Here is a 20984-nt window from a genome sequence, read left to right as displayed (position 1 = left end):
GGCCTTAGGCCGCCATCGGCATTTACTCGGCGGCTTCGGCCCTTGCCGCCGGCCGCACCTCTACCACGCGGGGCAACTGCGTCGGTTTCAGCATCAAGGCGGCACAAAGGCCGATGAGAGCGATCGCGCAGGATGCCATGAAAAGCGGCGTGAACGCGCTGGCATAGGCGTCGGCGACGGCTTGACGCGCCTGTTCCGGCAACGCCGCCAGCATCCTTGGCGTCAGTTGCTCGATATCGGTCACGCCGGGAATTGAGAGTCCGGTCTTGCCGAGCTGCGAGCCGATGATCGCGCCATAAATGGAGATGGCGATCGATGCGCCGCCCATGCGCGACAGCGTCACCGATCCCGTTGCGGCGCCGACGTCGCGCGCCGGAGCGGCATTCTGGACGCCGATGACCGGGACCTGCTGTGCAAGGCCGACGCCGAAGCCGTGGAGAGCCATCACCGCCCCGATCACCATGACCGGTGTTCCGACATGAACCTGAGTGAGCAGCGCAAACGCGATGGCACTGCAGGTCAGGCTTGCGATCGCGAAGGGCTTGTAGCGCCCGGTGATGGAGATGATGCGACCGGCCGACAGCGACCCGCAGACGATGCCGCCGGTCAGAAGAATGAAGAACGCTCCGGCCGCCGATGGCGAGAGGCCGGTCGTCGTCTGCAGGAACAACGCGAAATAATTGACCATGCCGATGCCGATCGCGCCGCTCATGATCGACATGATGAGCAACAGGCTGAATGTCGAATTGCGAAACAGTGACAGGGGAACGATCGGCTCGGCGGCGCGTCGCTCGACGAAGATCCAACCGATGGCCGCCGCTACACCGAGCGCCATGATCGCCAGGCTTTGAGGAGCAACAAGCGAGCCGAAAACCTGAGAGCCATCGGCGGCAAGAACGATGCTAGCCGTCGTCAAGGCGAGCAGCAGGGCGCCGGCGTAATCGACCTTCGGACGGCGGTTGGGCTTCCGGTAGGGCAGCATCAAGGCCAGACCGACAAGGACGACGAAACCGATCGGAACATTGACGAGGAAGATCGAGCGCCAGCCGAAGAGATCGCTCATTGCCCCGCCAAGGACGGGTCCGATAGCGCCCGACGCCATCAGAACGAGGCTGGAATAGCTCTGGTAACGCGCCCGTTCGCGCGGTTCGAAGAGGTCGGCGTTGACGGCGAAGATCGACACCATGATGCCGCCGCCGCCAAGCCCCTGCAGCACGCGGGCCGCAATCAGCGTGTTCATGGATACCGCCAGTCCGCAAACGGCGGAACCGACCGTGAAGATCATGATCGCGGCCATCATCACATACTTGCGGCCGAAGAGGTCACCGAGCTTGCCGTAAAGCGGCATCACCGCGCTCACGGCGAGAAGATAGGCGGAGCCGACCCAGCTGAACCGCTCGAGGTGGCCGAACTCGCCGACGATCGTCGGCAAAGCCGTTGCGACGATCTGGTTGTCGAGTGTCGCCATGAACATGGCTGCCATCAGGAAAAGGAAGAGGATGAACCGCCGGCGGTGATCCGTCACAAGCGGCGCTGCGGCAATTTGAGTATCCATGAAGCGTCGTTCCAAATTGGAGAGTGGCCATTTATGTGCTGTTAGCATATATTTGTCAACGTCACTTGATTGACATTGGCATATTCTCAATTGACGCCTGAGATGCTATGTTACCGCAATGAACGAGAGCTTGACGAATCCGACCGAGACTGACGCCGAGACGCATGAGCCGGACATCCTGCGCATTGGGCAAAGCATGACCCGTATGCGTCTCATGACCGGGCGGAGACTGATCGGTCGGCTCGCGATCCAAAGTGTCGCACCGGGCCTCGAGCTGTCACACCTCGACGTGCTGGACGCTGTGCGGCGTGCACAAGAGGCTGGCGACGTAACGGTTGGGACGATTGCCGAGATGATGCGGATCGACCCCTCGCGCGCAAGCCGCATCGTCGCGGAAATGGTGGGGCGGAATATTCTGCGGCGAAAGGCATCTCAGGCGGATGCGCGGCGGATCATCGTCGTGATGACGCCGCTCGGGCAGAGGTTGCTGTCGGAAATACGCGCGCAGAAGCTCGCATTCGTTTCCGAAGTGGTCAAAGACTGGAAGCCGGAAGAGATCGAGGCGTTCGGAGAGCTATTCGAGAAGTTCATTTCCGGCTTCGAAAGTGTTTTTGAGGCTCGCGTCAAGGATATCGCTGACGAAGCCTGAGCGGCGGCCCTTTCCCTTCCCCCCTGGTTTGCGCTATGGGCAGTGCCCATGAGCCAATCCACCTTCACCATTCTGCTTGGCGGCGAGTTGCAGATAACCGACCGCCTGCGACATGCCATGTCGGGCAGCCGTTTCATAGCCGCCGATGGTGGCATGCGTCATGCGGCAGCGCTCGGCGTCGTTCCGGAATTGTGGGTCGGCGATTTCGATTCCACGCCGGCGGATCTCGAAGCCGCTTTTCCTGACGTCCCCAGGCAACCTTATCCCGCTGCCAAGGCCTCAACCGACGGCGAGATTGCGGTTGCGGAAGCGGTCGCCCGCGGCGCGAAACGCCTCGTCTTGGCCGGCGCCCTTGCAGGCGAACGTTCCGATCATGCCATCCAGCACCTGCTCTATGCCGTCAGCCTGGCGGAGCAGGGTTATGACGTACTGCTCACGTCTGGCAGCGAAGAGGCTGTGCCGCTGATTTCAGGCGCAATCGAACTGGACCTGCCACCAGGCAGTCTCTTTTCGGTGCCTGGCTTCAGCGAACTTCGCGGCCTGACAATCGAAAACGCGCGCTACCCGCTTGCCGACTTCCATTTGCCCTTCGGCTCGTCACGCACCATTTCCAATGTCGCGAAAGGCAAAGTGCGCTTTTCGCTCGAGAGCGGCCGCGCCATTGTGCTCGCCCGCCCCTATGATCTTTCCGGAGTCTGATCTTTGGCGCCTCCCATTCTGAAACTCGACGACGTCTTTCTCAGCTTCGGCGGCACGCCATTGCTTGCCGGCGCCGCCCTGCAGGTGGAGCCCGGAGACAAGATCTGTCTCGTCGGCCGCAACGGCTCCGGGAAGTCGACGTTGCTGAAGATTGCTGCCGGTCTCGTCGAAGCACAGTCGGGAGAGGTCTTCCGCCACCCCTCCTCGACCGTGCGTTATCTCGAACAGGCTCCCGATTTCACCGGATTCAAGACGGTGCAGGCCTATGCCGAAGCCGGCCTCGGCCCGGGTGACGATCATTATCGCGTCACCTATCTCCTCTCGCATCTCGGCCTCACCGGTGAGGAAGATCCACAAAACCTCTCGGGCGGAGAAGCCCGCCGCGCTGCCCTCGCCCGCGTACTCGCGCCAGAACCCGACATCCTGCTGCTCGATGAGCCGACCAACCATCTCGACCTGCCGACCATCGAATGGCTGGAAGGCGAACTGCAGAAGAGCCGCAGTGCGCTCGTCCTGATCTCCCACGACCGCCGTTTCCTGGAGAAGGTTTCAACGGCAACAGTCTGGCTCGACCGCGGCGCATCGCGGCGGCTCGACAGGGGTTTTGCCCATTTCGAAGCCTGGCGTGACCAGGTTCTGGAGGCGGAAGAGCTCGAGCAGCACAAGCTCGGCAAGGCGATCGAGCGCGAAGAGCATTGGCTGCGCTACGGCGTCACGGCCCGGCGCAAGCGCAACATGCGCCGGCTTGGCGAACTGCAGACCATGCGTACTCAGTATCGCGGCCACAAAGGTCCGCAGGGCACCGTGCAGGCAACGGTTTCCGATGCGCAGGAGTCCGGCAAGCTCGTCATCGAGGCCGAGAAGATCACGAAGACCTTCGGCGACCGGCCGATCGTCGCTCCCTTTTCCATCCGCGTGCATCGCGGTGATTGCATCGGTCTCGTCGGCCCGAACGGCGCCGGCAAAACCACGCTGTTGAAGATGCTGACCGGGCAGCTCTTGCCGGACAGCGGCACGGTCAAGCTCGGGACCAATCTGGAAATCGCGACGCTGGATCAGAAGCGCGAAGACCTCAATCCGGAAGAGACGCTCGCCCATTACCTGACCGATGGCCGCGGCGAGAACCTCCTCGTCAACGGCGAGCAGCGGCACGTGACCGGCTATATGAAGGAGTTCCTGTTCCAGCCCGAGCAGGCACGCACGCCGATCAGGAACCTTTCAGGCGGCGAGCGCGCACGGCTGATGCTGGCCCGCATCATGTCGCGCCCGGCGAATCTGTTGATCCTCGACGAGCCGACCAACGACCTTGATATCGAGACGCTGGATCTGCTGCAGGAAATCGTCGCCGGCTTCCCCGGCACCGTGATTCTCGTCAGCCACGACCGCGATTTCCTCGACCGCACGGTGACGTCGACAATCGCGCCGGCTGTGCCGGATGCACCTGACGGTCGCTGGATCGAGTATGCCGGCGGCTATTCGGACATGCTGGCACAACGAAAGGGCGCTATCGACGAGCGACGGAAGGCCGAGAAGGCGGCGGAACGAGCGAAGCCGCAGGAGGCAGCCGCTTCCGCCGGAACGGCAAAAGGAAAAGGCAAGCTTTCCTACAAGCAGAAGTTCGCGCTCGAAAATCTTCCGAAGGAAATGGCCAAGGCGGAAGCCGAAATCGCCAAGCGCGAAGAGCGGATGGCAGATCCCAGCCTGTTCAGCAAAGACCCCACCACGTTCAATCGCCTAGCGGCCGAGATGGAGAAATTCCGCGACAGCCTGACGAAGATGGAGGAGGAATGGCTGGAGCTTGAGATGCTGCGGGAGGAGTTGGAGGGCTGAGACAGCACACCCTCCCATTCCGCCCCATCTGTTGCTGGGCAATCTGGCTTCACTTTTCATTGATTCGTCAGCCTTCGACCGGCGGGACTAAGCTGCGCCCCGTTGCCGCAGTTCGTACGACGGCAAGGATGCAGATCATGCCACACAATCTCAACGCATTGACCGGGCTCGTCTGGGCCGCGGGTTTCCTCACTATGGCGTCACACGGCGCGCTTGCCCAGGAGGCGCAACGCGTGCGCGGTGCGATCGAAAGCCTGAACGGCAACACGCTGGTGGTGAAAACGCGAGAGGGCACCGAGCAGACGGTAAAATTGAAGCCGGATTGGAAGGTCCGCGGCATCAGGAAGGCTTCCGTGGAAGACATCAAGCCAGGGGATTTCGTTGGCGTCGCCTCGTTGCCGAAAGCCGATGGCGGCGATGGTGCTCTAGAAGTGCTGATCTTTCCAGCAGCCATGAAAGGCACCGGAGAAGGCAGTCGCCCCTGGGACCTGAAGCCGAACAGCACGATGACCAACGCAACCGTGGCTAAGGCCGTCAAGGCAGTCGACGGCCACACCATCACGCTCACCTACCAGGGCAAGGAAAAGACGATATCCATTGCCGACGATACACCCATCGTTACCATCGCGCCTGCGGGAAAGAAGGATCTTGTCGCAGGAGCGCGCGTGATCGTAATGGGTGAAAAAGCTGCGGACGGCACTGTGTCCTCGGCGAATGTCACGGTCGGCACAAACGGCGCCGTACCGCCGATGTAAGTGATCAGAGTGCTGGTGCCGGCGCGTTCGGCGCCTTTGCCACGACCTTCATCTCAGGCTTCGCGTGCAGCGCTTCAAGATGCAGAACGCGTGGCTTGAAAGTCTCGACGTATGTGTCTGACCGACCGATGTAGATCATCGTTGCCTCAGGCATGGAAGCGAGGACCTGCATCATCGTCGATTGCCATTCCGGCTCCATGCCCTCCAGCACTTCGTCGAATACAATCCATTTCGGCCGCACGAGAAGCAGGCGAGCGAAACCGATCGCCCGCTGCTCGTCTGAGTCAAGCAGCTTGTCCCAGCGGGCTCGGGTATCAAGCCGGGAAACCAGATTTTGGAGACCTGCCTTTTCCAGCGCCGTAACGACATCGGCATTCTGATAGGCGTCCACGGGTTCCGGAAACGCCAATGCTTCGCGAAGGGTACCACCCGGAATGTAGGCCGATTGCGGGACGAAAAGCATGTCGTCCGTGGGCGGCAAGCCGATCTTGCCGCCGCCGCACGGCCAAAGCTCGGAAAGCGCAAGGAAGAGCAATTTGCGATTCACGTTGTGGTCGCCGTTGATCATGACCTTTTCGCCGGCCTTGATCGTCACCGCGCCTTCGTGCATGCGGAAACCACCGCACTGGTCGATGTCCTCACCGATCTTGGCGGCGATCCGGACATGCTCCAGCGTCAGGTTTCCGGAAGGGTTCCGTTCGTACTTGATCGTTCCCTTCATATTGATCTCGTCATTCATGCTGGTGAGCGCCTGCCGGAAATCGGTGACGCGCATCAGGGTGGCGCGCCATTCGGCGATGGGACCGAAATTCGCGACATACCAGCGAAGGGCGGTGTTGACCTGGTTGAAGGCGCCCACGGACACCATCAGCTGGCCAAACGTCAGGCCGCCGGAGAAGTAGGCGGGTGCGGCAACAATGATCGGGATGACAACGACGAGCCAACCGTAGCCGGCCGATACCCAGGTGAGGTTGACGTTGGCCATCGCCACCCGCTTGATGACGGCAAGCACCGCACTGATGTCGGTGTCGATACGTTTCTGCTCATTCTCCTCGCCGCGTGCCACGGTAATCGCCGGCATGTTCTCGTTGGCATGCATCAGCGCGAAGCGAAGCTCTGCTTCCTTCGAGAAACGATCCGCATTGAGCTTTACAAGCTTGCGGCCCACCAGTTGGCTGAGAATCGATGCGGACGCCGCATAAAAGATCGCAGCCCAAACCATATAGCCCGGAATGGAAAAGGAATGCGTGCCGAAACGGAAGATAAAGCCGCTTGAGAGATCCCACAGAACGCCGATGAAACTGATCAGCAGGATCGTCGCCTGCACCAGCCCGATCATCAGGCTCGTGGTGCTTTCCGCGAGGTTGCGGGCGTCTTCGTGCAAGCGCTGATCGGGATTGACGCCGATGAGGCCGCTGGCCGAAAGCCGAAGCGCACGCTTGCGCTGAAGCCACTGGTTGACAAGATCACGCGTCAGGCCTTCGCGCATGTAGACCGCGGTCATCTGATTGAGCCAGGCCTGCACGACGTTGAGCAGCAGCAGCATGCCGGCGATCAACGCGAAGACCTTCAACTGATGGAAGAAGCCGGGCAGATCACGCCGCGCGATGCTGTCGTAAAATGGCGCGTTCCACTGGTTGAGAATGACGGTGGCATAGGCGGTCGCAAGAATGATGGCGATCAGCGCAGTAGCGATCACCAAGACCCTTCCCCGCACGGGCGAATGCCAGAAAGCCGAGAACATGACCCTCAAGCGATAGCCCAGGCTTAGGTCGTATCCTACTCTGTCCTGCCCTTGAATGCTTGGCCTGCCTTTGAGGTCATCTGCCATTACGCGTCCCTAGTCGTCATTCTACTTCAATAAACGTGGTGATTCGCTGTGTCCACCAACAGATTCTAGCAACCTTTAACGTGTGAGTGACTTCGCATCGACCCCACTCTTCGTATGAGCAATTGATTCGCAGCCCGACTGGCGCTATTTAAGGCACTCCGTGGTGATTTGGCCGGCCGGCTTGCAGCCACGTTAAAGAAGTTGCTAAAGGGCCGCGTGCGGACCGATAGCGATATATTCGTTTCTTTGATCGAGTGACCGCAATGCCCATCAAGATCCCCGATACCTTGCCTGCGTTTGAAACCCTGGTTCAGGAAGGCGTACGCGTGATGACCGAGACGGCGGCAATCCGTCAGGACATCCGGCCGCTGCAGATCGGGCTTCTCAACCTCATGCCCAACAAGATCAAGACGGAATTGCAGATGGCCCGCCTGGTCGGCGCTTCGCCGCTGCAGGTGGAGCTTTCGCTCATCCGCGTGGGCAACCATAAAGCAAAGAACACCTCGGAAGACCATCTTCTCGCCTTCTACCAGACGTGGGAGGAAGTGAAGGACCGCAAGTTCGACGGCTTCATCACAACAGGCGCGCCGATCGAGACACTGCCCTACGAGGACGTGAACTATTGGGGTGAAATGCAGCAGATTTTCGACTGGACGGAAACCAACGTCCATTCGTCGATGAACGTCTGCTGGGGCGCGATGGCCGCGATCTATCATTTCCACGGCGTTCCGAAGTACGAACTCAAGGAGAAGGCCTTCGGTGTCTACCGACACCGGAATCTGAAGCCGTCGTCGGTCTACCTGAACGGTTTCTCCGACAATTTCGAAGTGCCCGTGTCGCGCTGGACCGAGGTTCGCCGCAGCGACATCGAAAAGTCACCAGACCTGGAGATCCTGATGGAATCCAGCGAAATGGGCGTCTGCCTGGTGCATGAACGCAAGGGCAAGCGGCTCTATATGTTCAATCATGTGGAGTACGATTCAACGTCGCTCTCGGACGAGTACTTCCGCGACGTGAATGCCGGCGTGCCGATCAAGATGCCGCACAACTATTTCCCGCACAACGATCCGTCGCTGGCGCCGCAAAATCGCTGGCGCAGCCACGCGCACCTGTTGTTCGGCAACTGGATCAACGAGATCTACCAGACGACACCTTACGATCTCAACGACATCGGCAAGGGCAACTGACAGAAGCCGATGCTAAGCGGCCGCGCCTAGTCTGACCGTGCTTCTTTTTTACGACACCCGTTGCGGTTTGCGGCAAATGGGGGCAGGTTCCCTGCCTCAATTAAAGATATATCTGGATGGTCGCTATGGCGGAAATGTTGAAACGGGAAGTTTTTGGGCAAACCCAGTCGGGCGAGACTGTCTTTCGTGTCGAGATCAAGGGTGGCGGGCTGACCGCCAAGATCATCACCTGGGGCGCCGTCATTCAGGATCTCCGCCTTGACGGTCACGATGCGCCGCTGCTGCTTGGCTTCGACGATTTTGACAGCTACCCCGCCCACTCCTCTTATTTTGGAGCGACGCCTGGGCGCTGCGCAAACCGCATCGGCGGCGGCAAGTTCACCTTGGATGGCAAGAACTATCAACTCGACCTCAACGAGAAGGGCGTTACCCATCTTCACGGCGGCAAGGACAACATCGCCAAGCGGAACTGGACAATCGTCGAGCATGATGCCGACCGCGTCGTGTTGAAGATCGTCGATCCCGACGGTCGCGGCGGCTATCCGGGCAACTGCACCATCCAGGCGACGTACCGGGTACACGGCAACGGCGAATTTTCCGTGACCTACGAATCGACGAGCGATCAACCGACGATCGCTAACGTCTGCCAGCATGCCTATTTCAACCTCGACGGCCGCGACGATGCGCTCGGCCACGACATCATGATTGCGGCCGACGGCTACCTCGTGACGAATGAGTTGCAGATCCCGACCGGAGAGGTACGGCCCGTCGCCGGAACGGTTTTCGACTTCCGCGAGATGTCGCCCATGAAGCGGTTCGACGGTAGCGAACAGGCGCTCTACGATCACAATTTCTGCCTCTCCACCGAACGCACCGCAAAGCGCTCCGTCGCGCTTGCCCGCAGCCTGAACTCAGGCGTTTCGCTGGAAGTTCGCACCACGGAGCCCGGCGTACAGTTCTACGCCGGCTTCAAACTCGACGTGCCTGTGCCAGGCCTCGATGGACGCAAGTATGGTCCCTTCGCCGGCTTCTGCCTGGAAACACAGATCTGGCCGGATGCGATCAACCACGAGGGCTTCCCCGATGCCGTTTTGCGCCCGGGTGAAGTGTTGCGTCAGGAAACGGATTACATTTTCTCGAAGAGCTAACGCTCTCGCCTTGTTCTCGAATGAGCCAACCCTCGCAGGCTTCCTGCGGGGGTTTTTTCTGCGCGTCATTTCTTGCTTGCGATTGGTTCTAAATAGGTTCTATTATTGCGAGATGGATAGAACCAGTCTGATAGCGGAACTGAACAGCCGTGGCCTGCGCGACGAGGCGTTGACCGGGCCGCTTTACAAGCGGCTGGCACAGGCGCTGACCGGTTTGATCCAGGAAGGGTTGCTGAAGCCCGGAACGGCGCTCCCCGGCGAGCGCGATCTGGCCGAAGCCTTGAAGGTCGGGCGTGTCACCGTTCGGACCGCCTATCGCGACCTGATGAATTCAGGCACGCTCGAGTCGCGGCACGGAAGCGGCACCTTCGTTTCCGCCAAGGTCGAGCGAATGGAACAGTCGCTGTGGCGGCTCTCGTCGTTTTCTGCCGACATGCGCTCGCGCGGCCGCGCTCCGGCCGCAAGGATCTTGTCTCGGACGGTCAACACGCCATCTCCGGAAGAGGCGTTCCTGCTTGGCCTTGGGCTTGATGAACCGGTTCTTCGCCTCGATCGTCTGCGCCTTGCCGACGGGCTGCCGCTTGCCATCGAACGCGCTGTCGTGCCGATAAAGTTTCTCGGCGAAGGCGGTGGCGGCGAGGGATCTCTTTATGAAGCGCTCGCGGCGAACGGCCACCGCCCGGTCCGAGCGCTGCAGAGATTGACGGCGGTCACACTCGATCCGTCGTCGGCCGCTGCGCTTAACGTGAATGCCGGCGCGCCCGCACTGCTGATCGAACGTGTGTCGCGTCTGGAGGACCAGCGTGTCGTTGAATACACCCGCTCCCACTATCGTGGTGATGCATATGATTTTGTTGCGGAATTGAGAATCGGAGATGACCTATGAGTGAAAGCCCGTCGCTAATGTTGCAGGAAGCCGGCCAGTCGCCGGAGGTCGTCGCAACGCTGCTGCAGAAAGAAAGGCCCGTCCTCGACGAAATTGCAAAGCTGTTTGCATCGGGCGCTCCGAGCGTCGTGACGACCGCGGCGCGCGGCTCTTCGGACCACGCCGCGACCTTCTTCAAATACCTGTTCGAGATCACCTGTGGCGTGCCAGTCGCATCGGTTGGCCCTTCGATCGCCTCGGTCTACAGCGCATCGCTGCATCTGAAGGGTGGCATCCACTTCACAGTGTCGCAATCCGGCGCGAGCCCCGACATCGTTGCCTTGCAGGATGCGGCAAAACGCGGCGGCGCAACGACGATCGCTGTCGTCAACGTCACCGATAGTCCGCTTGCCAAGCAGGCCGACATCGTTCTCGGGCTCAATGCGGGCGCCGAAAAGAGCGTAGCTGCGACCAAGTCCTTCATTGCCTCGGTCGCCGCGCTTTCCGGTGTCACGGCCGCCATCAGCGGCAAGCGCGATCTGCATGCCTCCCTGGAAAAGCTGCCCGATGCCCTCCAGGCAACCAGCGGCATCGATACGAAGGCCGCAGAGGACGTCCTATTCAACGCCAGCTCACTCTACACCGCTGGTCGCGGTCCTGCCTTCGCCATCGCCCTTGAGGCAGCCTTGAAAGCCAAGGAGACGGCAGGCCTGCATGCAGAAGCCTTCTCCCTTGCCGAGCTGATGCATGGTCCGATGCGCCTTGTTCAGCCAGGCTTCCCGATCGTCGCCTTCACGCCGGATGATCCGGCCTTCGGCAATAACGTGCAGGCTCTGGAGCGACTGCAAAAGCTGGGCGCCACCACCGTGCCGTTCTCGGCCAAGCCGGTTTCCGGCATCAATGTCCAGGTGCCCACGACCGGCAGCGGATTGCTCGATCCCCTTGTTTCGCTGCTCGTCTACTACCGCCTGATCGAGTCGGTCACCCGTCGGAAAGGATTCGACCCCGACAAGCCGGCCAACCTGCTCAAGGTCACGGAGACGATGTGATGGTTCGCAAGATCTTCTCCGGCGCGCGGATCTTCGACGGTCAGCGCTTCCACGACGACAAGGCGCTCATTGTCTCGAACGGCCGTGTCGAGGCGATTGCGGCGGCAGGCGACCTTCCTGACGGTGAGCACACGCGCTTTGAAGGCGGCGTGCTTTCCGCAGGTTTCATCGATGCGCAAGTGAACGGCGGTGGCGGCCGGATGCTCAACGACGAGCCGTCGCCAGCCTCCATGTACATGATTGCTGAAGGTCATCGCCCTTACGGAACGACTGCATTGCTGCCGACGCTGATCACCGATACCGCGGACGCGACAGCAGCAGCAATCGAGGCAGCCAAGGAAGCCGTCAAGTCGAACCGCGGCGTGGCGGGTCTGCACCTCGAGGGCCCGCATCTGGCGCCTGCCCGCAAGGGAGCACACCTTGCCGAGCTCATGCGCCCGGTCGAAGACAGGGACGTGAAGGCGTTCATTGTGGCCAAGGAGGCGATCGGCACGCTGCTGGTAACGATGGCGGCCGAACAGGTCACGTCGAAACAGGTGCGCGAACTCAGCGAAGCCGGCGTCACCGTCAGCATCGGTCATTCCGATTGCTCCAGTGAGGCGGCAGAGGTACGGTTCGATGCCGGCGCACGTGGCGTCACCCATCTTTTCAACGCCATGAGCCAGCTTGGCCACCGGGCGCCCGGTCTGGTCGGTGCGGCCATCGATCACCCCTCGGTCTGGTGCGGCATCATCGCCGACGGCCATCATGTCGATCCGAAGGCGCTTCGAACCGCGCTTCGTGCCAAGCGGGGCGAGGGCAAGCTCTTTTTCGTCACCGACGCGATGTCGCTGGTTGGATCGGAGCAAGACTCTTTCACGTTGAACGGTCGTACGGTTCGGCGCGAAAGGGGCGGGTTCTGCTCGAAGCTGGTTCTTTCGGACGGCACGCTCGCGGGCTCCGATGTCGATATGGCGTCCACCATCCGCTACGGGATTACCTATCTGGAACTGACTCTCGCCGAGGCCCTTCGCATGGCGACGCTCTACCCGGCGCGCTTCCTGCGCCTTGACGACCGCGGCCACCTGTCACCGGGCGCCCGGGCCGACCTGGTGCATCTCACCGACGCCCTGGAGGTCACACGGACCTTCATCAGCGGTGAAGCCGCCTAGAAAGCGAGGATGTGATGACCGCGATCACCGATGCTTATTTCTCCAATCTGATTGGCCGGCTCGAGGCCTTGAAGACGGAACTCGCCGAGCCCATGGCTTTGGCGGCCAGAGCGATCCTGGAAGCCGCCCACAACGACAAGCGGGTCTATGTGTTCGGCACCGGGCACTCGCATATGCTGGCGGAAGAGCTCCACTATCGAGCAGGCGGCCTCGCCTTGACGATCCCGGTCCTCGTCGGCTCCGCAATGCTGCACGAAGGCGCCGTAATCAGTTCCGTTTACGAGCGTACGCAAGGATTGGTGCGGCCGGTACTGGAGCGCTATGGGATGCAGCCCGGCGACGTCATCATCATCGCATCGAACTCCGGCGTGAATGCAGCGCCGATCGAAGCTGCCGATTATGGCCACGAAATCGGCGCCAAGGTGATCGCCATCACGTCGGTCTCCTATTCGAGTGCGATTGCAAACGGCCGGCGGCGGCTGGCCGACATCGCCGATATCGTACTGGACAACGGTCTTCCCCCTGGCGATGCCGTGATAGCGCTCCCGGGCACGGAGCTAAAAGTCGGGCCGGTTTCCACGGCGATCGGTGCAACGGTCCTCAACGCGATCTTCGCAGAGGTTGCTTCGGAGCTGGCGAAGAGCGGCGACGCACCGATCTATCTCAGCGCCAACATGCCGGGCGCGGCAGCGGTGAACCAGCGGCTGGTGTCAAAATACCGACCGCGCAATCCGCACCTCTAGGAGAGCGCGGCGCCCGATTGTCAACGCCACGCCGACAGTCGGTCGCCAAAGTTCAATCTACCGGACCGTGCGAGTGAGGCGCATATTTCTTTCAAGAACAGCGGCAAGCTACGTCCTGCCGACTTGGAAAGGAACGGTCCCATGACACAGATTATCTTGAATTCCGCGGTCGCCATCCTGATTGCGGCTGCATTCGTGACAACGGCCGCTGCCGCTCTTCGCGGCGAAGATCGCGCAATGCAAAAGGTGCCGGTCAGGGCTAAGGCAAGACGTCACCCAAAGGGCTGAAAGACAGCCTAATAATTCCTCAAATCCGCCCCAATATCGACACCGGTTTGAACGACCAATGGGCCGTGGGGAATTCGGAGTGCAGGGCATGACCAGAATTATCGGCGCAGCCGCAATATTGACGATCGCCATGGCGACCTATGCGGCATACTTGAATCCGTACGATACGCGCAGCCAGCAAGGCCGCTATTCGCAGCAGATCGAGAGCCACGATAACGGCCTTACAGCCTCCATCCGCTAAACGAACAACTGGCCGCCATTGGCGCTGAGCGTCGATCCGGTAATGAAACCCGCATCATCGGAAACCAGGAAGACGACGCAGCGGGCAACCTCTTCAGGCTCGCCCAAGCGGCCGACCGGAATCTGCGGAATAATCCGTTCATTGAGGACTTTCTCGGGAACTGCGAGAACCATTTCCGTCCCGATATAGCCCGGGCAGATCGCATTCACGGTGATGTTCTTGGCTGCACCCTCCTGCGCAAGTGCCTTGGTGAAGCCGAGGTCGCCGGCCTTGGCCGCCGAATAGTTCGCCTGCCCCATCTGCCCCTTCTGGCCGTTGATCGAAGAGATGTTGACAATCCGCCCGTAGCTTCGGTCGCGCATGCCACCCCAGACCTGGTGCGTCATGTTGAAGAGTCCGGTGAGGTTGGTGTTGACGACCTCGTGCCACTGTTGCGGCGTCATCTTGTGGAACATTGCGTCCCGGGTGATCCCGGCGTTGTTGACAAGGACGTCGACCGGACCCAGTTCAGCCTCTACCTTCGCGATGCCCTCACCGCATGATGCATAGTCGGAAACATCCCATTTGAAGACGGGAATGCCTGTCCTGCTGTGAAAGGCGTTCGCCTTCTCGTCGTTGCCCGCGTAGTTGGCGGCAACTGCATAGCCTGCATTCTTCAGTGCGACGGAAATCGCGGCGCCAATGCCGCGGGTACCACCAGTGACAACAGCCACCCTGCTCATGTTCAGCTCCCTCATTTGAAGGCCCCGCTATCCTGCGGGGCTCAGGTTATGGTTGGATTGCCTGCTGTTCAAAGAGCTTCAAAGCACATCGCGACGCCCATGCCGCCACCGATGCACAACGTCGCCAATCCCTTCTTGGCGCCACGGCGCTTCATCTCGAAGAGGAGCGTGTTGAGCACCCGCGCGCCGGACGCGCCGATTGGGTGACCGATCGCGATCGCGCCACCGTTGACGTTGACGATCGAAGGATCCCAGCCGAGGTCCTTGTTGACCGCGCATGCTTGCGCGGCAAAGGCTTCGTTTGCTTCGACCAGATCGAGATCGCCGACAGACCAACCCGCCTTTTCCAGCGCCTTGCGCGACGCTGGGATCGGTCCGGTTCCCATGACCTGCGGATCAACGCCTGCCGTAGCCCAGGAAACAATGCGGACGAGCGGCTGGATACCACGACGGGAGGCCTCAGCTTCAGTCATAAGCACGGCTGCAGCAGCGCCATCATTCAGGCCGGAGGCATTCGCCGCGGTCACCGTGCCTTCCTTGTCGAAGGCAGGACGCAGCTTGGCCATCGATTCGAATGTCGCACCATGACGGATGTACTCGTCGGCATCGACAGTGACGTCGCCCTTTCGTGTCTGGATAACGTACGGAATGATTTCATCGGCGAAGCGACCCGCCTTTTGCGCGGCTTCCGCCTTGTTCTGCGACGCGACGGCAAAGCGGTCCTGCTCCTCGCGGGAGAGCTGCCACTGGCGGGCAATGTTCTCGGCGGTGATGCCCATGTGATAGCCGTAGAAGGCGTCCGTCAGGCCGTCCTTGATCATGGTGTCGACCATCTTCATGTCGCCCATTTTGACGCCGCCGCGCAGATGCGCAGCATGCGGCGCCATCGACATCGACTCCTGACCGCCGGCGACGATGATCTTTGCGTCACCGAGCGCGATCTGCTGCATGCCGAGCGCCACCGCCCGAAGACCGGAGCCACAGAGCTGGTTGACGCCCCATGCCGTCGCCTCCTTGGGAACGCCCGCCTTCATGGCGGCCTGGCGGGCCGGGTTCTGGCCTTCGCCAGCCGGAAGAACTTGGCCGAGAATGACTTCATCGACTTCGCTGGCATCGACGCCTGCACGCTCCAGCGCACCTTTGACCGCGGCCGCACCCAGTTCATGGGCCGGAACGGTGGCGAACGCGCCATTAAATGAGCCAACGGCTGTGCGGCCTGCACTAGCGATGACGATGGATGAACTCGACATGACGATCTCCTGTTAACTCCATCAGATACAGAGGAAACTGACAAAGCTTCAGCGCCAAGTCAAACGACAAGACGCTAACATTCAATTTTAGGCACTGCTTACGCTGGGGCAAATTATCTCTGCTGCAAAAGGGGTTGCCGCATCGCACAAAGAGATTGTCACTGGGCTTCGTTTGCGTCTACATTCCTCCGTGGAGGAATTTCCATAACAATCAGACGGGCTTCGGGAGACTGATATGGCGAAGAATGACGGGCAGATCGTAATCAAGAAATACGCCAATCGCCGCCTCTACAACACAGGCACCAGCACTTACGTAACGTTGGAAGACCTGGCGGAGATGGTAAAGAAGGGGGAGGATTTTACGGTCCAGGATGCAAAAAGCGGGGACGACATTACCCACTCGGTACTGACACAAATCATTTTCGAACAGGAATCCAAGACGGGCAACACGCTCCTGCCGATCTCGTTCCTCCGCCAGCTGATTACCTATTACGGCGACCAGATGCAGATGGTCGTTCCGAGCTTCCTGGAACACTCCATGCGCGCCTTTACCGAACAGCAGGCGCAGATGCGCGAGCAGGTCACGCGCGCTTTCGGCGAAACGCCGATCGGCAAGAACCTGCAACTGCCGATGCAGCTGGTCGAAGACCAGGTCCGTCGCAATACCGAGATGTTCCAGCAGGCCATGCAGATGTTTTCACCGTTCATGACGCCGCCGGCCAAGGAGAGCCGCAAGGCGGAAGCAAAGGACATCGACGAGCTGAAGGAACAGCTGCGCGCCCTTCAGAACAAACTCGATAGTCTCTAAGCGTCAGAGCCCGATCGAAACATCGCGCCTGGCGGTGCGAATAGATACGGCAAAGCCGCCAATCACATCGATCAACACAATCGTCATCAGGATGAAGAAAACCTGGGTGGCCGCATCCTGGACGAGGAGAAACTCGACCAGGAAGGCAATAAAGACGAGCATCGACAATATGTGATTGGTAAGGCTGCCGTCATTGCGGGTCGCCTTCAGTATTTCGAAGAACAGAACCGCAAGCGCGATGACGATGAAGAGGTCGCCGAGCGACATGCTCCACATGGCCCCCGAAATCATCGACAAAACGATGACATCGTTTTCGAGCGATGGAAGCCCGCCGCCGCCCATCAAGCCCAGCATCGACATATTGTAGAGAATGAACGGAATAACCATCAGCGGCACAGCATTGAACATGTGGCAAATCTCCCCCAGCGAGAGAATAGTGCCGTAAATCGCCGCGTGACTTCAAGCCATCCAAAGAATGTATTTGTCGTCGGAAAAAGCAAAAGGCCGGCACATGGCCGACCTCGCAAGTCTTACTCAGACAGAGCGCAAATGTATTATGCGCTTTCCTTCGGCGTCAGAACCTGACGGCCGCGATACATACCGGTCTTCAGATCGATATGGTGCGGACGGCGCAGTTCGCCGGAGTTCTTGTCTTCAACGTAGGTCGCAGCCTTCAGCGCGTCGGCAGAGCGGCGCATACCGCGCTTGGACGGGCTCGTTTTTCTCTTCGGTACAGCCATTTCTCTTACTCCACTTCACGGGCAAACACATCCTACGGCCAGACTGGCGGCCGAAACGACGTATCGCGATTTCGGAAATTTTGCGCGCTTATACATGCCTTGAGGGGGCTTGACCAGTCCCCAAGCTTATTTTTTGAGATTCCTGCGATTCAAGGGTCAGACCTCGTCTTCCTCGACAATCCAGGGCTCGGATCGCGCCGCCTCTTCCCACTTTTTCCAGGCGGGATGCGCCTTGATGGCTGCAATATAACTGAGCGTGTCGCCGGCAGATACCAGGTCGTATACATCGAAACGACTGACAACTGGCGCGAACATCGCGTCGGCGCCTGAAAAACCGCCAAAAAGGAACGGCCCGCCGGAGTGGGCGCGCAGGTCGCGCCAGATCGTCTCGATGCGGGCGACATCGGCCATGACCCCATCAGCAAGCGCGATCTTGCCCTTCGGCCGCCGGATATTCATCGGGCAGGCGTTCCGCAGGGCTCCGAAACCCGCAAGCATTTCCATGGAAACAGCGCGCGCGACCGCTCGCTTCCCACGCTCCCTTGGCCATAGCCCGGCTTCCGGGAAGAGCTCGGCAACATATTCGATGATCGCCAGTGACTGCCAGACACGAACCTCGCCGTGCAGAAGCACAGGAACCTGCCCCGTTGGCGAGAACTCCCTGAAGCGCGGATTGCCGGCGGGAAAATCGAAGGGAACCAGCACCTCCTCGAAGGGAATGCCGGCGGCCGTCATGGCGATCCATGGCCGAAGCGACCAGGACGAATAGTTCTTGTTGCCGATATAGAGCGTGAGCTTGTCCATGAAATCTCCCTTTACGCTGCAGGCGCGAACACAAGCCGCTCCTCGAAATGGTTCATATCGTCGAAAGAGCAGAAGGCCGGAGGCTTCAATTCTATCACCGGAGCGGTTTCGCGCAGTGTGGCAAGCGCGCCATCGAGCATCGCCTGCCATGCCGGGAGCGCCGCTTCCGGCAGCCTTGCGATCGGATAGCAGAATGTGACGTGGAACGCATAGGTGTCATGATCCGGGTGCCGGTAGCCGAACACAGGGGCGAACGCGTCCCGCCAGTCCTTCATGATCCGCCGGTCCGCTGCGGTAATGCCGTCCACCGTAAGTCCGACCGGCGTGACCTCGGTGACTTCAACCTCAAACGGGCCCGGTGGCTCGTAGGATTGCAGCCGATCCAGAAAGATCTCGCTCATGCGCTCGATCCCGGTATCAAGCGCCACGTCCTCCGGCCAGTAAGGCGGCGTGCGGCGATACTCGATAATACCCTGAAACAGGGTCATGTGCAGGCTGGAGATCGGCGTGAAGGCGAACTGCGAAGCTTCCGGCATCGCCAGAAACGTCTCACGCGCTTCAACGATCGCCCGCTGCGAGCGCGATCCCTCGACCAGATGACAGACTACCGTATTGCCGGGCTCGCGCAGAAACGTCCCAGTTGCGTCGTAGCGGGTCCCGAGATGCCTCGGCGGGACAGGATTATGAATGGCGGAATAGGTCAGAAGGCTGGGCGAAAGGGCAGAAATCATCGCTGGTAATCCGGTCTTTGATGGAGGGATTTCCGTCCATAATTTTAAAGCACGAATGCCAGATGACACTCATGAGCACCAACGACTTATTGCGATATCAATCATAAATGCATCTGATGTAATCGCCCGACCCTCGCGCGCGGCGCTCGATCAGGCCGGCGAGCCGTCGCAAGCCACGCCCGGGCTTGCCGGCGTTGCGATCGAAGGGGTTGGGAAGCGACACGGCAAGAAGAGCGGCCTGCCGACTGGTCAACTTCGATGCCGGCACGTTGAAATGGTGACGTGCCGCGGCCTCGATGCCGTATACCCCCGGCCCCCATTCGGCAATGTTGAGATAGATCTCCATCAGGCGCCGCTTCGACCAGACGAAATCTGCGGTCACAGCCAACGGCAGCTCCATCGCCTTGCGAACGAAGGACCGGCTATTCCAGAGGAACAGGTTCTTCACCGTCTGCATCGGGATCGTACTTCCGCCACGGGTCGCCTGGCCGCTCAGCGTATCCTCCAACAACATCCGCATCTCGCCCCAATCGACACCGCCGTGGAAGCAATATTGTCCATCCTCGGACATCATCACCGACTGGACGAGAACCGGCGAGATATCGTCGAGCGATACCCATTGCCGGTCGTAGCCGCGCAGCAGCACCAGATCGCGAAGCATGAGCGTGGAAACGGGGTGAACGAAAGGCAGCAGATAGAGGACAATCAGGACATAGGGAAGAATGACGAGCGCCGCCAGTGCGAGAGCGATGCGCATGATCACGGGCCGGCCCTTGAGCCAAAACAACGCGTGCCTGTGAAACGGCACGGTCATGCTTTCCTCTCTCTCCGGCGTGATGTCCAATTCCCCGACCCAGTCTCTTGCCCTTCTCCTCCATACCGTTTGCGAACTGGCATTGCCAGAGACAAAGGAAATCTTCGCCGGATGATCGACAATTCCGTTGCAGAGGGAAGGCAGCTCATGCCAAACAGCGCGCCATGGACGCAAGCTCTGAAACATTCGAAGCCAGATTGACGGCCACCGCGCGCGAGGTCGAGGCTGTGCTCGACACCCTGCTGTCGTCATCCGTATTGAACGGCGAGATCGCCCGTCCGGAACGGCTGCGTTCAGCCGTGCACTATGCCAGCCTGAACGGCGGCAAGCGGCTCCGCCCTTTCCTGGTCATCGAGGCGGCATCGCTGCTCGGCGGGGACAGAGACGCGGCGCTGCGTGTGGGCGCGGCACTCGAATGCGTGCACTGTTATTCGCTGGTTCACGACGATCTGCCGGCAATGGACGACGACGACCTGCGTCGAGGCAAGCCGACCGTGCACATCGCCTATGACGAGGCGACCGCCATCCTCACTGGCGATAGTCTGCTCACCTATGCCTTTGACATCATCGCTGCGCCCGAAACGAAATTGCCTGATGCCGCCAAAGTGGCGTTGACGCTCGCGCTGGCGCGAGCCGCAGGCATCGGGGGCATGGCAGGCGGTCAGGCACTCGACCTTGCCGCCGAGAAGCAGGCGCCGGACGAACAAGGCATCGTGACGCTGCAGGCAATGAAAACAGGCGCGCTCATCCGCTTTGCCTGCGAAGCCGGCGCCATCATTGCCGGCGCTTCGCCGGAGGATCGTACACGACTGCGTCAGTTCGGCGAGAGGATCGGCCTCGCCTTCCAGCTCGCGGACGACATTCTCGATCTCACCTCCGATGCAACCACAATGGGCAAGGCGACGGGTAAGGACGCCGGTCGCAGCAAGGGCACATTGGTGGCACTGCACGGCATGGCATGGGCGGAAGCCAAGCTTGCCGAGCATGTGCGCGAGGCCGAAGCACTGCTGTCTCCCTATGCCGGGCGCGGCACAGTTCTGACTGAAGCAGCTCGCTTCATTGCCGGACGCAAGAGCTGAAAAAGCGTCACCGAGACAATATTTCCGCCACCTGACGAGATGCAG

General features: G+C 60.3%; 23 protein-coding genes and 1 riboswitch. Of the genes, 14 read left to right on the top strand and 9 right to left on the bottom strand.

The window, feature by feature from the left end; genetic code table 11:
* Positions 1–22: 22 nt before the first annotated feature.
* Complete coding sequence (locus tag IB248_RS16375; RefSeq protein WP_192241232.1) at positions 23–1555, bottom strand: MDR family MFS transporter; 1533 nt, start codon at positions 1553–1555, stop codon at positions 23–25.
* Positions 1556–1673: 118 nt separating this feature from the next.
* Between IB248_RS16375 and IB248_RS16370 the strand changes: the two genes are divergently transcribed.
* From IB248_RS16370 to IB248_RS16355, 4 genes are all read left to right on the top strand, one after another.
* A complete protein-coding gene (locus IB248_RS16370) occupies positions 1674–2204 on the top strand; it encodes a MarR family transcriptional regulator (RefSeq protein WP_018855892.1) in 531 nt (176 codons plus the stop codon).
* 48 nt (positions 2205–2252) lie between these two features.
* Positions 2253–2903, top strand: a complete 651-nt coding sequence (locus tag IB248_RS16365; RefSeq protein ID WP_113469696.1) for a thiamine diphosphokinase — start codon at positions 2253–2255, stop codon at positions 2901–2903.
* 3 nt (positions 2904–2906) lie between these two features.
* Positions 2907–4733 (top strand): ABC-F family ATP-binding cassette domain-containing protein, encoded by a 1827-nt coding sequence (locus IB248_RS16360; protein ID WP_192241231.1) that lies wholly within the window; start codon positions 2907–2909, stop codon positions 4731–4733.
* A 194-nt stretch (positions 4734–4927) separates the two neighbouring features.
* A complete protein-coding gene (locus IB248_RS16355; protein WP_245267918.1) occupies positions 4928–5488 on the top strand; it encodes a DUF5666 domain-containing protein in 561 nt (186 codons plus the stop codon).
* A 4-nt stretch (positions 5489–5492) separates the two neighbouring features.
* Here IB248_RS16355 and IB248_RS16350 read toward each other — a convergent pair whose 3' ends face one another.
* Complete coding sequence (locus IB248_RS16350; protein ID WP_026371607.1) at positions 5493–7319, bottom strand: ABC transporter ATP-binding protein/permease; 1827 nt, start codon at positions 7317–7319, stop codon at positions 5493–5495.
* 150 nt (positions 7320–7469) lie between these two features.
* A riboswitch (SAM riboswitch) is annotated at positions 7470–7547 on the top strand.
* A 35-nt stretch (positions 7548–7582) separates the two neighbouring features.
* On the opposite strand from IB248_RS16350, the gene metA reads away from it, so the two are divergent.
* The 8 genes from metA (at position 7583) to IB248_RS16310 (ending at position 13991) form a co-directional block, all read left to right on the top strand.
* Positions 7583–8506 carry a homoserine O-succinyltransferase gene (metA, locus tag IB248_RS16345; protein ID WP_018855897.1) on the top strand — a complete coding sequence of 308 codons (924 nt, stop codon included), beginning with the start codon at positions 7583–7585 and terminating at the stop codon, positions 8504–8506.
* A gap of 125 nt (positions 8507–8631) precedes the next feature.
* On the top strand, positions 8632–9654 hold the full coding sequence (locus IB248_RS16340) for an aldose epimerase family protein (RefSeq protein ID WP_018855898.1): 1023 nt from the start codon (positions 8632–8634) through the stop codon (positions 9652–9654).
* Positions 9655–9766: 112 nt separating this feature from the next.
* On the top strand, positions 9767–10540 hold the full coding sequence (locus IB248_RS16335) for a GntR family transcriptional regulator (RefSeq protein WP_018855899.1): 774 nt from the start codon (positions 9767–9769) through the stop codon (positions 10538–10540).
* On the top strand, positions 10537–11568 hold the full coding sequence (locus IB248_RS16330) for an SIS domain-containing protein (RefSeq protein WP_026371608.1): 1032 nt from the start codon (positions 10537–10539) through the stop codon (positions 11566–11568). Before IB248_RS16335 ends, IB248_RS16330 begins: the two co-directional genes overlap by 4 nt.
* Positions 11568–12719: an N-acetylglucosamine-6-phosphate deacetylase gene (gene nagA, locus IB248_RS16325; protein WP_113469693.1), complete on the top strand. Its 1152-nt coding sequence runs from the start codon at positions 11568–11570 to the stop codon at positions 12717–12719. Before IB248_RS16330 ends, nagA begins: the two co-directional genes overlap by 1 nt.
* A gap of 14 nt (positions 12720–12733) precedes the next feature.
* Positions 12734–13462, top strand: coding sequence for an SIS domain-containing protein (locus tag IB248_RS16320; RefSeq protein WP_018855902.1), 729 nt, complete (start codon positions 12734–12736; stop codon positions 13460–13462).
* A 141-nt stretch (positions 13463–13603) separates the two neighbouring features.
* Positions 13604–13750, top strand: a complete 147-nt coding sequence (locus IB248_RS16315) for a hypothetical protein (protein WP_018855903.1) — start codon at positions 13604–13606, stop codon at positions 13748–13750.
* Between the two features lie 88 nt (positions 13751–13838).
* Positions 13839–13991, top strand: coding sequence for a hypothetical protein (locus IB248_RS16310; RefSeq protein WP_167354919.1), 153 nt, complete (start codon positions 13839–13841; stop codon positions 13989–13991).
* Here the strand turns inward: IB248_RS16310 and IB248_RS16305 are convergent.
* Together IB248_RS16305 and IB248_RS16300 are read right to left on the bottom strand one after the other, a co-directional pair.
* On the bottom strand, positions 13988–14713 hold the full coding sequence (locus IB248_RS16305; protein ID WP_018855905.1) for a beta-ketoacyl-ACP reductase: 726 nt from the start codon (positions 14711–14713) through the stop codon (positions 13988–13990). The genes IB248_RS16310 and IB248_RS16305 overlap by 4 nt on opposite strands.
* A 68-nt stretch (positions 14714–14781) precedes the next feature.
* Positions 14782–15963 (bottom strand): acetyl-CoA C-acetyltransferase, encoded by a 1182-nt coding sequence (locus IB248_RS16300; RefSeq protein ID WP_018855906.1) that lies wholly within the window; start codon positions 15961–15963, stop codon positions 14782–14784.
* A 235-nt stretch (positions 15964–16198) separates the two neighbouring features.
* Here IB248_RS16300 and phaR point away from each other — a divergent pair, with 235 nt between their 5' ends.
* Positions 16199–16771: a polyhydroxyalkanoate synthesis repressor PhaR gene (phaR, locus tag IB248_RS16295; RefSeq protein ID WP_018855907.1), complete on the top strand. Its 573-nt coding sequence runs from the start codon at positions 16199–16201 to the stop codon at positions 16769–16771.
* Positions 16772–16774: 3 nt separating this feature from the next.
* Here the strand turns inward: phaR and IB248_RS16290 are convergent, their stop codons facing one another.
* From IB248_RS16290 to mtgA, 5 genes are all read right to left on the bottom strand, one after another.
* A complete protein-coding gene (locus tag IB248_RS16290; RefSeq protein ID WP_018855908.1) occupies positions 16775–17179 on the bottom strand; it encodes a hypothetical protein in 405 nt (134 codons plus the stop codon).
* Positions 17180–17325: 146 nt separating this feature from the next.
* Positions 17326–17511 carry a 50S ribosomal protein L32 gene (gene rpmF, locus IB248_RS16285; RefSeq protein ID WP_016556742.1) on the bottom strand — a complete coding sequence of 62 codons (186 nt, stop codon included), beginning with the start codon at positions 17509–17511 and terminating at the stop codon, positions 17326–17328.
* A 156-nt stretch (positions 17512–17667) separates the two neighbouring features.
* Entirely contained in the window at positions 17668–18315 is a 648-nt protein-coding gene (locus IB248_RS16280) for a glutathione S-transferase family protein (RefSeq protein ID WP_018855909.1), read from the bottom strand.
* A gap of 11 nt (positions 18316–18326) precedes the next feature.
* Positions 18327–19046 (bottom strand): DUF1868 domain-containing protein, encoded by a 720-nt coding sequence (locus IB248_RS16275; RefSeq protein WP_192241230.1) that lies wholly within the window; start codon positions 19044–19046, stop codon positions 18327–18329.
* Positions 19047–19143: 97 nt separating this feature from the next.
* Positions 19144–19890, bottom strand: coding sequence for a monofunctional biosynthetic peptidoglycan transglycosylase (gene mtgA / locus IB248_RS16270; protein WP_026371609.1), 747 nt, complete (start codon positions 19888–19890; stop codon positions 19144–19146).
* Between the two features lie 134 nt (positions 19891–20024).
* On the opposite strand from mtgA, the gene IB248_RS16265 reads away from it, so the two are divergent.
* Positions 20025–20939 carry a polyprenyl synthetase family protein gene (locus IB248_RS16265; RefSeq protein ID WP_192241229.1) on the top strand — a complete coding sequence of 305 codons (915 nt, stop codon included), beginning with the start codon at positions 20025–20027 and terminating at the stop codon, positions 20937–20939.
* Positions 20940–20984: the final 45 nt, after the last annotated feature.

The sequence above is a fragment of the Rhizobium sp. RHZ01 genome (assembly GCF_014851595.1).
In the GTDB taxonomy this organism is placed as follows: domain Bacteria; phylum Pseudomonadota; class Alphaproteobacteria; order Rhizobiales; family Rhizobiaceae; genus Rhizobium; species Rhizobium altiplani.
This window is presented reverse-complemented; position numbering and strand designations above follow the sequence as displayed.

Coding starts and splice junctions, on each gene's coding strand:
- IB248_RS16375 (WP_192241232.1), bottom strand. CDS start 1,555: ATGGATACTCAAATTGCCGCAGCGCCGCTTGTGACGGATCACCGCCGG.
- IB248_RS16370 (WP_018855892.1), top strand. CDS start 1,674: ATGAACGAGAGCTTGACGAATCCGACCGAGACTGACGCCGAGACGCAT.
- IB248_RS16365 (WP_113469696.1), top strand. CDS start 2,253: ATGAGCCAATCCACCTTCACCATTCTGCTTGGCGGCGAGTTGCAGATA.
- IB248_RS16355 (WP_245267918.1), top strand. CDS start 4,928: ATGGCGTCACACGGCGCGCTTGCCCAGGAGGCGCAACGCGTGCGCGGT.
- IB248_RS16350 (WP_026371607.1), bottom strand. CDS start 7,319: ATGGCAGATGACCTCAAAGGCAGGCCAAGCATTCAAGGGCAGGACAGA.
- metA (WP_018855897.1), top strand. CDS start 7,583: ATGCCCATCAAGATCCCCGATACCTTGCCTGCGTTTGAAACCCTGGTT.
- IB248_RS16340 (WP_018855898.1), top strand. CDS start 8,632: ATGGCGGAAATGTTGAAACGGGAAGTTTTTGGGCAAACCCAGTCGGGC.
- IB248_RS16335 (WP_018855899.1), top strand. CDS start 9,767: ATGGATAGAACCAGTCTGATAGCGGAACTGAACAGCCGTGGCCTGCGC.
- IB248_RS16330 (WP_026371608.1), top strand. CDS start 10,537: ATGAGTGAAAGCCCGTCGCTAATGTTGCAGGAAGCCGGCCAGTCGCCG.
- nagA (WP_113469693.1), top strand. CDS start 11,568: ATGGTTCGCAAGATCTTCTCCGGCGCGCGGATCTTCGACGGTCAGCGC.
- IB248_RS16320 (WP_018855902.1), top strand. CDS start 12,734: ATGACCGCGATCACCGATGCTTATTTCTCCAATCTGATTGGCCGGCTC.
- IB248_RS16315 (WP_018855903.1), top strand. CDS start 13,604: ATGACACAGATTATCTTGAATTCCGCGGTCGCCATCCTGATTGCGGCT.
- IB248_RS16310 (WP_167354919.1), top strand. CDS start 13,839: ATGACCAGAATTATCGGCGCAGCCGCAATATTGACGATCGCCATGGCG.
- IB248_RS16305 (WP_018855905.1), bottom strand. CDS start 14,713: ATGAGCAGGGTGGCTGTTGTCACTGGTGGTACCCGCGGCATTGGCGCC.
- IB248_RS16300 (WP_018855906.1), bottom strand. CDS start 15,963: ATGTCGAGTTCATCCATCGTCATCGCTAGTGCAGGCCGCACAGCCGTT.
- phaR (WP_018855907.1), top strand. CDS start 16,199: ATGGCGAAGAATGACGGGCAGATCGTAATCAAGAAATACGCCAATCGC.
- IB248_RS16290 (WP_018855908.1), bottom strand. CDS start 17,179: ATGTTCAATGCTGTGCCGCTGATGGTTATTCCGTTCATTCTCTACAAT.
- rpmF (WP_016556742.1), bottom strand. CDS start 17,511: ATGGCTGTACCGAAGAGAAAAACGAGCCCGTCCAAGCGCGGTATGCGC.
- IB248_RS16280 (WP_018855909.1), bottom strand. CDS start 18,315: ATGGACAAGCTCACGCTCTATATCGGCAACAAGAACTATTCGTCCTGG.
- IB248_RS16275 (WP_192241230.1), bottom strand. CDS start 19,046: ATGATTTCTGCCCTTTCGCCCAGCCTTCTGACCTATTCCGCCATTCAT.
- IB248_RS16265 (WP_192241229.1), top strand. CDS start 20,025: ATGGACGCAAGCTCTGAAACATTCGAAGCCAGATTGACGGCCACCGCG.